12 protein-coding genes and 1 pseudogene are annotated in these 12612 nt (G+C 51.3%); 2 read left to right on the top strand and 11 right to left on the bottom strand.

Annotated features, from left to right (window positions below; all coding sequences use genetic code 11):
- Nucleotide 1: 1 nt before the first annotated feature.
- Nucleotides 2-1249 carry a TauD/TfdA family dioxygenase gene (locus AB4P97_RS12040; RefSeq protein WP_395602724.1) on the bottom strand — a complete coding sequence of 416 codons (1248 nt, stop codon included), beginning with the start codon at nucleotides 1247-1249 and terminating at the stop codon, nucleotides 2-4.
- On the opposite strand from AB4P97_RS12040, the gene AB4P97_RS12035 reads away from it, so the two are divergent.
- Nucleotides 1197-2117 (top strand): LysR family transcriptional regulator, encoded by a 921-nt coding sequence (locus AB4P97_RS12035; protein ID WP_395602723.1) that lies wholly within the window; start codon nucleotides 1197-1199, stop codon nucleotides 2115-2117. The genes AB4P97_RS12040 and AB4P97_RS12035 overlap by 53 nt on opposite strands.
- A gap of 457 nt (nucleotides 2118-2574) precedes the next feature.
- Here AB4P97_RS12035 and AB4P97_RS12030 read toward each other — a convergent pair whose 3' ends face one another.
- From AB4P97_RS12030 to AB4P97_RS11985, 10 genes and pseudogenes are all read right to left on the bottom strand, one after another.
- The gene (locus AB4P97_RS12030; protein ID WP_395602722.1) at nucleotides 2575-3459 is read right to left on the bottom strand and encodes a hypothetical protein; all 885 of its coding nucleotides are present in this window, start codon (nucleotides 3457-3459) and stop codon (nucleotides 2575-2577) included.
- Between the two features lie 274 nt (nucleotides 3460-3733).
- Nucleotides 3734-4417, bottom strand: a complete 684-nt coding sequence (locus tag AB4P97_RS12025; protein WP_395602721.1) for an MAE_28990/MAE_18760 family HEPN-like nuclease — start codon at nucleotides 4415-4417, stop codon at nucleotides 3734-3736.
- Between the two features lie 16 nt (nucleotides 4418-4433).
- Complete coding sequence (locus AB4P97_RS12020) at nucleotides 4434-5495, bottom strand: DUF262 domain-containing protein (RefSeq protein WP_395602720.1); 1062 nt, start codon at nucleotides 5493-5495, stop codon at nucleotides 4434-4436.
- A gap of 375 nt (nucleotides 5496-5870) precedes the next feature.
- A pseudogene (locus AB4P97_RS12015) lies at nucleotides 5871-6491 on the bottom strand (tyrosine-type recombinase/integrase).
- A gap of 120 nt (nucleotides 6492-6611) precedes the next feature.
- Nucleotides 6612-7013, bottom strand: coding sequence for a hypothetical protein (locus AB4P97_RS12010; protein WP_395602719.1), 402 nt, complete (start codon nucleotides 7011-7013; stop codon nucleotides 6612-6614).
- Nucleotides 6997-8391, bottom strand: coding sequence for a hypothetical protein (locus AB4P97_RS12005; RefSeq protein WP_395602718.1), 1395 nt, complete (start codon nucleotides 8389-8391; stop codon nucleotides 6997-6999). The genes AB4P97_RS12010 and AB4P97_RS12005 overlap by 17 nt, the downstream gene beginning before the upstream one ends.
- 164 nt (nucleotides 8392-8555) lie before the next feature.
- A complete protein-coding gene (locus AB4P97_RS12000; protein WP_395602717.1) occupies nucleotides 8556-8876 on the bottom strand; it encodes an isochorismate lyase in 321 nt (106 codons plus the stop codon).
- A 162-nt stretch (nucleotides 8877-9038) separates the two neighbouring features.
- Nucleotides 9039-10145: a DNA alkylation repair protein gene (locus tag AB4P97_RS11995; protein WP_395602716.1), complete on the bottom strand. Its 1107-nt coding sequence runs from the start codon at nucleotides 10143-10145 to the stop codon at nucleotides 9039-9041.
- Between the two features lie 2 nt (nucleotides 10146-10147).
- Nucleotides 10148-10753 carry a glutathione S-transferase gene (locus tag AB4P97_RS11990; RefSeq protein ID WP_395602715.1) on the bottom strand — a complete coding sequence of 202 codons (606 nt, stop codon included), beginning with the start codon at nucleotides 10751-10753 and terminating at the stop codon, nucleotides 10148-10150.
- Between the two features lie 62 nt (nucleotides 10754-10815).
- Nucleotides 10816-11724: a MurR/RpiR family transcriptional regulator gene (locus tag AB4P97_RS11985; RefSeq protein WP_115147347.1), complete on the bottom strand. Its 909-nt coding sequence runs from the start codon at nucleotides 11722-11724 to the stop codon at nucleotides 10816-10818.
- Between the two features lie 411 nt (nucleotides 11725-12135).
- Here AB4P97_RS11985 and AB4P97_RS11980 point away from each other — a divergent pair, with 411 nt between their 5' ends.
- Nucleotides 12136-12540 (top strand): TraR/DksA C4-type zinc finger protein, encoded by a 405-nt coding sequence (locus tag AB4P97_RS11980; protein WP_047301757.1) that lies wholly within the window; start codon nucleotides 12136-12138, stop codon nucleotides 12538-12540.
- Nucleotides 12541-12612 lie beyond the last annotated feature (72 nt).

The raw sequence follows: 12612 nt of genomic DNA, 5'->3' as shown, positions 1-12612 counted from the left end.
ATCAGGCTCTGACTATATAGGGTTGATGAGGGGCCAGCGGGATCACGCGTGCCGGATCATTGACCCCGAAGACGCGCAACATCCAGCGATCACGGCCGTCGTAGCGGGGTGTAAACCCATCCCGGGCATGCAGGGTTTGCTGGTTCTTGAAGATCAGCATGTCGCCTGGTTGCAGCAATATGTGGTGCACGACATCGGCATGATTGGCGGCGGCGCCGAACAGTTGGAGGGCGAACTGCGCATTGGCGCAGGTCGTTTCGACACTTGCTTTGTTGTAGCGGCAATACAGGCCATCGGTTGCGCTTCTGTACAGCAAGGGGACGTTTTCCAGCACATTCCCCTGTTTGCCGAAGGAGGCCGGTCGGCGAACGGTGAATTTCGGTCGTGATAACTCTTCTTCGACCCAGGTCGGCAGAATGGCCAGCACCTCGTCAATGGCGATGATGCGCGTCGGCACGTCGAGCTCGCAGCGCAGGCCGGTCAGGGACAGGTACTCCGGACAGGCCGACAACTGCGAGACGGGTTCGCAGGTCAAAGGCAGGTGAGGGTTGTCGACATGCATGTCCAGATCCGCGCGCGAGCCATAGGAGCTCTTTTCGGTTTCTCGCTTGTGCTTGGGCGATACGTGACGGAACACGGTGTCGCTGCTCTCACCCTCGTACGCCAGCGGACGGGTTTGCAGCGTTTGCAGCACGGACAAAATAGCTCCGGCCAGAGTCGACAAGTTCTCGATACCTGGCTCCAGGTCATAGGGCGTGGCGGGCAGTTGCGGGTCCAGCGGCAGCCCCCTGACGATCATCGCCACTTCACGGGACTTTGGAAAATTGCGTAGCTGCTGAATTTTCTTGATGCACAGGACACTTTCCAGCAACTGCCCCAGTACCGGCATGTGGCGGATACCCGAGGCGCTATCGGTCACGTCCAGCGATGCCAGACCGGCCTGAAGTGTGCGTTGTTCTTCGAGCGACAGATGAATTTGCGGTATCTCCCGTCGGATCGACGTCACTGATTTTTTTTCCAGCCATTCATGAATGACTTCATCAACACAAGCTGCGGCTTTCCCGATTTCTTTATCCAGCTTCGACACGTCCTTGCGCTCCTGTTTGCCCAATCCTTGTGGGTTGAGCGGGAAGGTTAACGGAAGGGACTTTTTTGTGTTGCAATGCCGCGTTGTGAAAAATGCAATGAGGTGGAGAGTGGCGTTGAATATGTTGGGGGACCTTGAAGCCTTCGCGACCGTGGCTCGCAAGCGCAGCTTCGTCGCCGCGGCACGGACTCTGGGGCGCTCTCCCAGCGCACTGACCCGCGCCGTTCAAGCCCTGGAGGAAAGTGTCGGGCTCAAGTTGTTCAATCGCTCGTCCAATGCCGTGAGCTTGACCGAAGCGGGTGAATGCTTATTGCCCCACGCGTACAAAATGCTCGATCTGCAACGTGAGGTGGATGAAGACCTGGCCGGTCTCGGCGGCCTGGCCTCCGGCTGGATCCGTTTTTCCGCCCCCGAGTTTCTCGGAAACGGGGTATTGCCCCGGTTGATCGCGCAATACTGCGAGCGTTATCCAGACGTAAACATCGATGTGATTTTCACCGATGAGATCATCGATCCGGCCAAGAGCAAACTGGACTTCTCGATTCGCGGCGCGTTTCCACAATCCAGCGAATTGATCGGCTTTGCGCTCTGGAGTTACTCACGTTATCTGTATGCCAGCCCCAACTACCTGGAGCGCAACGGCATGCCCGACTCCATCGAAGCACTGGAGTCGCATTCGCTGATCCTGCATACGGCGCCACGGATTCTCAAGGAGTGGAATTTCCGCAGTGAGGAGCAGGCCATCAGCTTTCGGGTTCACCCCAAATTTCGTTTCAGCTCCGGCCTGGCGGTATTCCAGGCAGCCCTGGCGGGCGTCGGAATCGCCCGCTTGGCGGATTGGATGGCGGAGCCCGAAGTGGAAGCGGGGCGCCTGTGCCGGGTTTGTCCGGAGTACAAACTCACCTCCAGCAGCGGCGAGAGCCCACAGATGCACGCGGTTTACCCGGCCGGAAATTTGCCACTGCGGGTGAAGGCATTGATGGAGATGATCCGTGGCTTGGGTGAAAGCCTCGAATGTAAACGCGGGTGAGCACTGATATGAGGTTAGGGGGCGTTTAGCTCTGTCCGCTCACTGTGTAGTTGATCAGGCGCTAATACGCTGAAACCGACCCTCGGCTACCGCAGATGAGCATCGACAGGATGCTACGCCGAGGTTTGGTATTAGAACCTCATTGGCGCGCTGGGGGCTATCGACGCCAGCAATGGGTGAAACGCAGGGAAATGCCGCCCCCGTGTCGGCGGAGCGCAATTCCCCAAACACCAATCCCCCCTGTGGGAGCGAGCCTGCTCGCGATGGCGTAGTGTCAGCCAACATCAATGGAAGCGCTGACCTCATCGTGAGCACACTGGATTTTTGATGTTTACCGCACGGCATCGTGAGTGCTTGGCCGATTGTTGCGTGTCACGAATGGCTGTAATCGGCCAAAAGAGGACAGCGAATTTTCTAAAACAATCGAGCGGGTCTAAGGGAGGAGAGGTATTTCATATCAGCGCAGCATGTTGTAAACAAGTTTGGATGGATTAGTCGAAGTTCCATTGGAAAACTTTGGAAGCTGCGCACCTTCGTAACATCTAAATTCGTCAATAAAGTGTTCGAGAAGTATTGAGAATGATCGAACTTCAGGGGTGAGGTTTGTCTCACTTATCTTTAGTTGGTCAGAGAAGTGAAGTATATGTTCCCCGGTTTTTGGGTGCTTCGGACAATTCAGTTCTCCGTACCAATTGCGAAGGGTAGTCGTGAGTATGCCCTTATGGATTTTTCCATGCTTATAAAAACATTTCTCAATGATCTCCGAGTGCAGGCCCGCTAGCTGGCTGCAAGCGCGAATCAGCTGAATTAGCTTTTCATCTGGCTTTATAGTGTCATCTGAGTTATATAAAAAGTCATTGGTTGGCATGTAGTAAGAATAATATTCTCGCATATACTTTAGCATATAAAAAACATCATCAATGTCGGGTGAGATGATGTGTGGCTTTTGATCGCAAAAGTTCGATTTGAATACCTTTATGATTTTGCTATGCGTGATTTTTGATAGAGATTCAATCGACTCGCTTGGCAGTAAAACCACGCAAGACATTAGCGCATGGAATAGCGAGTAGTAGCTCAGAAAATAAAATGATGCCCATGATCCTGATTCCTTTGAAATCAGGGATTCTTCGTAGAAACAAGCGGATGTAAATACTTCTTTAAGAGATTTGTGTATCCTGAAATCCCATTTGTACACGTCATTGTTATCGCCAGCTTTGAAGGTGTCTATGTAGATCCTGCTCCATCGATCAGTGTATTTTTTTTGCTCCTTATGTTCGTGAACCCTATCTACTAGGCTGCTAAGGTTTGCAAATTGATCATCCAGAAAAGCATACTTGCTCAAATTGAACTCCATTTAAATTGCGTCGATAAAGAGCTTTCGTTTAACTATTTTTGGTAGATGAATTTCAGTCATTATCAAAGAGCATTCATTCAGTTGATATAGTCGTAAAAATTTCCAAGGTGTTGTGATAAAAATACTTGGGAGGTACCCTCGATACCTATGACTGCCCTGTAATGACTGACTGATGCACCCATATCCATTTTCAGATAACACCTATATTTTCTATATCCGGTGTTGGAAATAACCGGTAAATTTCGCCATAAAAGTACTTTGTCTAGGGGTAGGCAGTTCTGCAGGTGGGTTGAATAACCCCTCGAGAGACATGGTGCTGCTCCAAACAATCAAATAGATATCTGCATGTAGCGCTGATCGCTTCGTATCGTATTAACAGGTCGGGGGATCGCCTGGCTGAGCCAACACCTAATGCGCTGGTCCGTCCATGGGCTATGCCATTTCTGTGCAAGACCAATTCATCTATATATGGTTTGTATGAAGGATTGGGCACAATTGCTTGAGTTATCCCAAAGCATGCGAACAAAGCTTCTAGTTTTTCTGCCCAAATATTTTGAAGGTAAAGCCCAAAAATATCGGCATTGATTTTATTTGGAGTAGTCGAAGATTGCGCACCCAAAAACTCCATTCTTTTTGTCCAGCGCTTATCCTCTCCGACATTTCTTAAAGCTGAAAAATTAGGCTCCAAAGCAACGCTAAAAAAGCATGGATTTAAATGCTCTGGTGGAACTTTTAATGCTTCAACCGCTTGAAGGAAGCGCTGAGTTCCAGCGTTCACGGCATATTCTAGTGCTGCATATAAGTGCACCCAAAATAGACCGCGCAATATTTTCGCTTCTGCAGGGTCAGGTTGAGGCGGAGAAGCTTCAAGTTGGCGGATTAATTCGACCAGTTGAAAAACTTCTGTAAGTCGTGCCGTAGTTTCTGCTCTGACTGCAGTAAGCATTTTATTGATTAATCCATTAATTTACTAAAGCATCACGAACATATTCGATTCGACCTACTACTGATTTTTTAGTGTTCGTCGCACCGGTAGTAAATACGCGCAAGTCTTGATCATCCAAGAGTTCTTGGAGTTTGCCCTCGGCAATAGGCTTCCCTGTTTTTATTGCCAGTGCTGTACCAACGGCAATGCCCTCAAATAAGTTGACGGGTGTGACACCTCGATTACCTCTAACCACGCCTTTGGGAAGATTTTTGTTAAGAAGGGCAAAGGTCTGTTTGAATATTCTTTCAAGGCTAGGAGTGATTTTCCTCAAAGCACAGTGCTGCATATAATTATTTAAAAAGTCTTTCACGCTGTGGTCGAATTGCTTGTATTGGTCAAAGAAAGCGAGAAATCGGAGAGCGTGCTCTTCCGCGGTTCCGTTTTTAGAATCTCCTGATTTAAGGTTTATCATTGCCATAAAATTTTTATCAAGCGCAAGTCTTTTGATGTCCTCGTTAAAAGGACCTCGAAACACGCAATTTCGTATTTCTTGGTTTGTTAAAGATATGCCGCCGGTATTCAGTCGCTCGAATAAATCAAAGCGTACATTCTGATCGCTCTTGTCATTTAGAACTGTTACACGCATTGGCCTGGTTGAAAACATGAGCTGTACTGATTTTGGCAGGTCATTGTAAACAGTGTTATTCAGCGCAGAGAGTTTCTCCAGTTCTTCAATCTTTAATGCCGATGAGCGGTTTATTTTCTTTAACAGCTTTGAGCTTCCAAGGAAATGTGCGAGCGTGCCTAGCCGTTGAACTCCGTCAACAATTTCCCAAGTTGAGTCGCTGTTCGTCGCCATGAACAAACTTGGAACGGGAATGCCCAGTAGGACAGACTCAATGAGCTGAGACTCTCTACTTTCATCCCAAATAAATTGTCTCTGGTATTCGGGTGGTACATCAATTTCGCCTGATTCGAACATGTCGAGTAGTTGACGGACACTCAAATCGTAGCTATCAAAGGAAACTAGACGTCTTTCTCCGTCGAGTTGCTGTTGAAGCGTTTGGGTTGCAGGTAACATTTTTTTTTGAGCCATACATCCTCCTTGTGTTTGGAGCATACCATTAGCCATAGCTTTCGGTCGCCTAACGGTGTGCCCGGAGCCTATTCTCATTTCGTACTAGCAATTCAGGCATTTTAGATTGCTATGGCTGCCCTTAGGGCGAAGCTCTCTAGATTCGAAACCAGTCAGTATAGGCCGTGTGCGTTGCGTGTGTCGCGCACTTACCTGCTGGATTTTAGCGAGCAGACCTCCTATTTCTGTAAATGCATCAGACGATAGCTCTATGTTCGATTTTGACCGAGAGCTGCCCTCAGTTCGAGTGTCCGTTTTTGGCCGGTGGCGGTCGCTTGCCAACGTCCGCTACTGGCCGGTTAGCGACGGTCTGACTTCGACCGTCGCTATGCATGGTCAAACCTCAGTCTGTTCCGCCATCTCCAGGGCGTCATCGACCTCAATCCCCAGGTATCGAACAGTGCTCTCCAGCTTCGTATGGCCGAGCAGCAACTGAACCGCCCGCAGGTTCTTCGTCCTGCGATATATCAGTGATGCCTTCGTACGTCTCATTGTGTGTGTGCCATACATGGCTGGATCAAGGCCCACGGCTTTCACCCAGCCTTTGACGATACGAGCGTATTGACGAGTAGATAGATGGTCTGAAGTATGCAGCCGGCTAGGAAAAAGGTAGTCCTCGCTGCGTAGCCGGGCCCGATGTATCCAGGCCCCGAGAGCAGATCGTGTTTGCTCAGTGATCTCAAACTGCACAGGCCGCTGCGTTTTCTGCTGCATCACCATGGCTCGTAATGATAAGTGCTCGCCATGAGCAACATCGCGCACGCGGAGCTTGGTTAAGTCGCAGGCTCAAAGCTTGCTGTCGATGGTCAGACCGAAGAGAGCCAGATCTCGGGTTCTTTCCGCAATTTGAAGCCTTACTCGGATGGCCCAGATATCTCTCAGCCGGAGTGGGGTTTTCTGCCCGACCAGGTTTCCTTTGTTCCAGGGCTGACGTCTGCAGGTAGCAATGATGTTCATGACAAGTCCTCCACGTGTGGAAGGACAAGGATGGCTAATCGGAGCAACGGTCGCTAACCGACCCACAGCTGCCCTTCGTGGAAACTACCTAACGAATCGAAGTTGTCATTGATTTGGCAGTTAAGCAAGCTCCACTATTGAGCTGGTATAATTAATTCTACCTCGAACCACATATCGCGACTCAACCGTAAGTTTTGCCCCGGTATTGAATATGGCATTAGTAACTATAAATAGGCGTGGCGGTGCTGATCCCATGAACAATCTTGCGACAACAGACTCGCCACTCTCAAACAATTGTTTTTCAATTTCGGCATTGAAAACCAAGCGCTCGAAAATATTGCTATGCCTTTGATACGCGGCGGCGGTGGCTTTCAGCTCAACTTTTTTCGGGGCGTGGCCTCTTTCGTCTAACCATAAGTCAAACCCCTTATCTCCTACCCCTTTTCCCCGGAACTCATAATTGGGGTGCCTAAATTCGGTCAGCAAGTAAAGTTTTGCTCTATCTTCAATTGCACGAGTCATCTTTGCTCTCCTTCTCTTGATCACCTTCTTCGCAGGATGGCGGTTGTTTTGTGTTTATCACAGCCTCTCCAAAATAACAAATCTTGGACTGCTCAAGTTTTCGAGATTCCCAAGGCGCAGTGCTGCATATGCTTGGATTGTCGCGCCGATACTCCGAATCACATGATGTGAAGAAAGGGCACCGCATCCTGACTGGCTGTTTTATCTTGTCATTCTCAACTTTAAAAAATTCAAGAACATAACTAAAGGCGGCTTGAGCTACTCTTCGGCCATAGGTAATATCTGCGTCAAGTTTATGAGGTAGAGATATATCAAACATAAGGTCTCGCATGAATTTATCATCTGGGCCCTCCCGCTCCTGAATAAGGAACCCAACACCATGTTTGTCCATCGCAGCATTTATGGCAGCCCCACCCAATCTGGAAAATTCGTTTACCAAATCAATTTCAAAAAACGGATTATCTATCCGGTAAAGGTAGTTTTTCTTCATTAGATTCGCAGCATGCTTGACGGCTCGCGCAAATGGGGAATCTAAAGGCAGCATGTTTTCTATCATGTCAATTTGATCATTCATGACATGCGTATTTGTCTTGAAATGATCGGATGCTTTTTTTGTTATTTCGATATCTGGATCTTTTTGCTCGCACTTATTTCTTTCCGACCAATCTAGTAGCCCTGCAAGGTAAGAAGGAGGGTCGGGAAGCTGAAGTGAAAATATTGCACAACGCAATATTGTTTCTCTTTCAAGGGTTGGCGATATAAGTGTTGCCAGACCATTAATCAATAGGTATGGATCAATAGGAGCAGATAGGGGCAGCTCTTTCAAATTTCTCAGAAATCTCGACTCTAGCGCAAATGCAATATATTCGACAATTTCATGACAGCCGATTTTTATCTTGAAAACTTTGTCATCAACCTTGCTCACAACATCACAAAGCAGCTTTGTGGACGGATAGTTCTCGTCTCCCTCAATATATGCCGTGTCCTTTTTGCAGGAAATAAAATCCAGATCATCCAAACGAAGGCTTGCTTCTATTTTATTATTCTGTGCTGCCCTAGAATCTAAACGATGTTTATATTGCTTTCGGATGTCGGCAAAATCCTGAATCGGCAAGTGGTCATCTCCGATGCATAAGCCATTATGGTCAATGATGGCCCGAACATTTGACCACAGTATCACGGCGTGTGAGTATGCAGTTACTCCATGAATTGTTGAATTATTGTGTAGATAATGAAGCCACTCGTGGATAAAAAAACCAGTTTGATGTGGAGTTTGAAAGCCTTGAGGTTCTTCCGGATCCGCAAAAGCGGGAAATACAGACTTTAGTCTGATGCATTGGTAATCTGGTGAGTACGTTGCTGCCACCTGAGTAGCCATTCGGTATGCCTCCATTCATTTTATCGCTCTTGGCTTCTGCTTGAGCCAAAGCCGTGAGGTCAAAGATATCAGCTTCATTATGTGAGCGGCTGCCTTTGGCCGATTGCTGCCTGTCATGACTGACCGAAATCGAGTCCTCACGGCAGACAGCCCGGCCACTGGTCTCAAGTGTCATCTTGTTGAGCAGCCCAGTGCTTCATCTCTTCTGCAATGAAGTGATTCACCAGGTCGCTGTACATTTTCTCGATTGCATCCGGATTTAGGCGCTCCGCCTCTGCCCACTCGCGTCGAGTTAATAGCATGGCCTTGAACCGCTCTGGTGCACGAACTGAAGTCGCCGAGGTCTTGAACTTCGAGGCCGCGAGTACGTAGTGAAAGCGCTTGCCCAACAGCTGAATGACAGCCTGATCAAGGGCATCGATCTCGCGCCGGATTTCCTCCATGCCTGCACACGCTTCTGGCTGCAAATGATTGATGACTTCCATGTAGGGGGACTCCGTTTATTGAAAAAATCTTGGGACTTCATCGTCCTGTTCGGACAGTTAGCAGTCCTTCATGAATAGCTGCCCAATATGGGCTAAAACTGGCCCACCCTTGATCTCTCACCTGTTCAACCATCTCCAGCCCCACTAAATCTATTTACGGCGTCATCCCGCAATGATGTTAAACGCGGTATCTGCCAAAACTTCCCCATTAACCATCACTTTCACCCCATGCCCCCCAGCAAAATGCTTGCGCGTCGTAAAATCCTTAATCACCTGGCGCCGTCCAACCACCACACTCCCAAACCCCGGCAACACCACCGTCTTCAACTTGAAAACCTTCCCCGAAACCCCGCCATTCGCCTTCACATAGTCAATCGCGTAATCAATCACCAACCGTTGTTCTTCCGCCACCGTCGACTTCACCACGAATGACAGCGTAATCGCTTCTCCCAGCCTCACCACTGCCGGCTCAATCTTCACATCCAGCAACTCGACCTCAGGTTTCCCCCCGGCCCCAATCACCGTCAACGCCCGCAAATCCCCCTGTTTGATCAAACTGCGCAACGCATGCTTTGCAATCCACGCCGTGTGTTTGTTTTCCAGTGACCAGCCTTCAATCGTGTCGAGCACCCACTCGGGATGCACCTTCGTTACGTCATTCAAGTGGTTCGCCACGGACTTGCGCACGTACAGACTCTCATCCGCTTTCAACCGATCCAGTATTCCGGCCGCCAACTGCGGATCAGCCTGCACCGCTTCCAGCCGGAACGACCACGGCAGGCGAGGGCGGCTGCCTTCGCTGGCGAGTCGGCGGATGTGGTGGTTTTCGTCTTGGGTCCAGTCGTGCATCCGTTCCAGCGAACGTTCCAGGTCGCTGCGCAGGAAGTGGCGGATGGCGAATTCGGAGGAGCCGAAGGTGGTGAAGTACTTCAGGGCTTCCATGGAGGTATCGAACGCATGGCCGCCGTAGCTGGCGACGTAGTTCGGCAGGCACATGCTGACGAATCCACTGTTCAGTCGTGGTGCGAGTTCGCGCAGCACATCCAGGGAATCCTCGTAGTTCAGCGGCAGCACCGCATGCAGGCTTTCACTCACCCGCGCCATCCGCTGCATCACCGACAACTCAACCAGCCCATCATTGGCATGCTTCAAAAACGCCTTGGCCTTAAACGCCGGGTACACAGCGCTCATTTCTGTAGCGATGTGTTGCAAGCGCTCAGTGTTAAAGATCTCTTTCAGTGCCGGTGCAGCGGTTTCAGGTGCGCTCATGATCAGGACATCGGCGTGCTGACGAACGCTTCAAGCGTTTCAGCGTAGGCAGTGTATTGGGCGATACGCGGATAGCGCGCGACATCGATCTGGTCGGGGACGACGAGGTCGGTGAAGCTCCAGGCGACTGCGAGGCTGATGCCGGCCTGGGTGAGCGTGCCGTCGGTGGGTAAGCCGGTTTTTTCGAGTTCGTGTTCGAGGGCGCTGAAGGCGGCGGCGAGTTGGCCTTCGACGCGTTCGATCCACGGTTGGTACTGGATGTCGGCCGGGCGCAGGTTGCGTTCGTAGTAGAGCTGCACGGCTTTTTCGCAGGCGGCGAGGCTGAGGCCGATCAGGCGCAGGGCATGGGCGCGCTGGTTCAAGTCTTTCGGCAGCAGGCTTTTGCCGGAGGCGGTTTCGAGGTAGTCGAGGATGAGGGTCGAGTCCATGAGGACGACGCCGTCGTCGAGGATCAGGGTGGGCGCCTTGACCACCGGGTTGATCTGCTGGAATTGCTCGAAGTGGCGGAACACCGAGACTGACTCGTGTTCGAGGTCGATCCCTAAGCGTTTGGCGGAGATCGCCACGCGGCGCACGTAAGGGGAGTCCAGCATGCCGATCAGTTTCATGACGCGTTCCTTCAAGCCAAACCGGTGGGGTAGGCATAACCTAGCCGAGGTTGAAGCAATTGTCAGTCGTCGAATCCGGCTTGTTCGTGGATCTCATCGACATTCAATTCCAGTCGATAGGCCACAGCCACAAACAATGCCTGGCACAAACACAACGTCGCACTCAACGAACGAAAAGCCAGCGCACTTCCTTCATTGACCAACAACACGCTGTTGGCGCGTTTGGCCAGTGGCGAGAGGAGGCTGTCGGTGAGGATCAGGGTGCTGGCCTGTTGTTCGCGGGCGTGGCGCAGGCAGTGTTGGGTTTCCCTGGCGTAGGGGGTGAAGCTGATGGCGATGACCAGGTCGCCTTCGCGGATGCTGCGCATTTGTTCGCGATAGCTGCCGCCGAGGCCGGAGACGAGGTGGATGCGTTTCTGAGTGTGTTGCAAGTTGTAAACGAGATAGTCGGCGACGGCGAAGGAGCGTCGCACGCCGACGACATAGATGTTGTCGGCGTTGACGATCAGGTCGACGGCTTTTTCGAAAGCCGTGTCGTCGAGTTCGCGCCCCAGACGTTCGATGCCGGAAAGGGTGGCGTCGATGCACTCGCGGGCGAGGTCGCCGTCGCTGGCTTTCTGCGACTGGTTGGCGATCATGTTGCGGATGCGTTGCTGGTAGTTCTGCACCGGCGAGGCTTTGTGGGTGTAGGCGGTGCGGAACAGGGCCTGCATTTCGCTGAAGCCGCTGAAGCCGAAACGCTGGGAAAAGCGCACGATGGCGGACGGATGGACTTCGCATTCGCGGGCGATGTCGCTGATGCGGTCGACCATGATCCGGTCACTCTGCTGGCTCATGTAGCTGGCAATGCGTTTAAGCTGGCGCGGCAGGGTTTCGTATTCTTCGGTGATCAGTTGCAGCAGACGCTCGGCAGTGATCGGGGGGCTGGCGAGGGTAGGCTCGTCGGTGGCCGGCAGATCGGGGCGGGGCATAAGTCATCCTTCTGGCTGATCGATATCGCTGTGGCGAGGTGTGGCTGATGTTAGTGGTGGTTTACCGGGTCTGCCTGGCTGAAACGATGCACTGGCAGGCGAAAAAATTGCGATCAAATGGCGCTTGGTTAGCCGTTTGTCTTCTATATACAGCCGCTCGACTGAATTTCTTGCTATAAACGCACTCCGATAACCGCAATGAAGCCTGTGTCAGAGCCATTTCCGGGCCTTGTCGGACAAATTCCCAGTATTTAGAGTTGCTGATGCCTGAAACGGGCCTTAGACTGCCGCCCCTCGTAAATTGAGTGCCGGGTGGCATTTGCAATAAACGATGCCTTTTCGTCGACCGGACACGGTTCGCCGGAACGCTCCCTATTTCGCCTTAATGCACGTTTTTTTATAGAGATATCAATGACAAAGGACAAGTTGCTGGCCATGCCGGCAGATGACTACATGAATGCTGAGCAACACGCTTTCTTCGCAGAGCTGTTGCAGAACATGAAAGTCGAAACCCACGAGCGCATTGAGCAAAACCGTATCGCCATCGAGAGCCTGGATACCCCGGCTGATCCGGCGGACGCGGCTTCGGTTGAAGAAGAGCGCACCTGGCTGGTCAACGCGATCGATCGCGACCAGCGCATGCTGCCGCAACTGGAACAAGCCCTTGAGCGCATCAAGGAAGACAGTTTTGGCTGGTGCGACGACAGCGGCGAGGCCATTGGCCTGAAGCGCCTGCTGATCAGCCCGACCACCAAGTACTGCATCGAAGCTCAAGAGCGTCACGAGCAGATCGATAAGCACCAGCGTCAGGCCTGATTCCTGAGGCGACCCGCCGATTGCGGGTCGTTCTGAAAAGATCGCAGCCTTCGGCAGCTCCTTTTAGAGCGG

This window comes from Pseudomonas sp. A1230 (assembly GCF_044218825.1).
Lineage (GTDB): Bacteria > Pseudomonadota > Gammaproteobacteria > Pseudomonadales > Pseudomonadaceae > Aquipseudomonas > Aquipseudomonas iridis.
The sequence above is the reverse complement of the archived record's forward strand: the minus strand, read 5'-3'. Positions and strand labels throughout refer to the sequence as shown.

Coding starts and splice junctions, on each gene's coding strand:
- AB4P97_RS12005 (WP_395602718.1), bottom strand. CDS start 8,391: ATGGCTACTCAGGTGGCAGCAACGTACTCACCAGATTACCAATGCATC.
- AB4P97_RS11980 (WP_047301757.1), top strand. CDS start 12,136: ATGACAAAGGACAAGTTGCTGGCCATGCCGGCAGATGACTACATGAAT.
- AB4P97_RS12010 (WP_395602719.1), bottom strand. CDS start 7,013: ATGACTCGTGCAATTGAAGATAGAGCAAAACTTTACTTGCTGACCGAA.
- AB4P97_RS12025 (WP_395602721.1), bottom strand. CDS start 4,417: ATGCTTACTGCAGTCAGAGCAGAAACTACGGCACGACTTACAGAAGTT.
- AB4P97_RS11995 (WP_395602716.1), bottom strand. CDS start 10,145: ATGAGCGCACCTGAAACCGCTGCACCGGCACTGAAAGAGATCTTTAAC.
- AB4P97_RS11990 (WP_395602715.1), bottom strand. CDS start 10,753: ATGAAACTGATCGGCATGCTGGACTCCCCTTACGTGCGCCGCGTGGCG.
- AB4P97_RS11985 (WP_115147347.1), bottom strand. CDS start 11,724: ATGCCCCGCCCCGATCTGCCGGCCACCGACGAGCCTACCCTCGCCAGC.
- AB4P97_RS12020 (WP_395602720.1), bottom strand. CDS start 5,495: ATGGCTCAAAAAAAAATGTTACCTGCAACCCAAACGCTTCAACAGCAA.
- AB4P97_RS12000 (WP_395602717.1), bottom strand. CDS start 8,876: ATGGAAGTCATCAATCATTTGCAGCCAGAAGCGTGTGCAGGCATGGAG.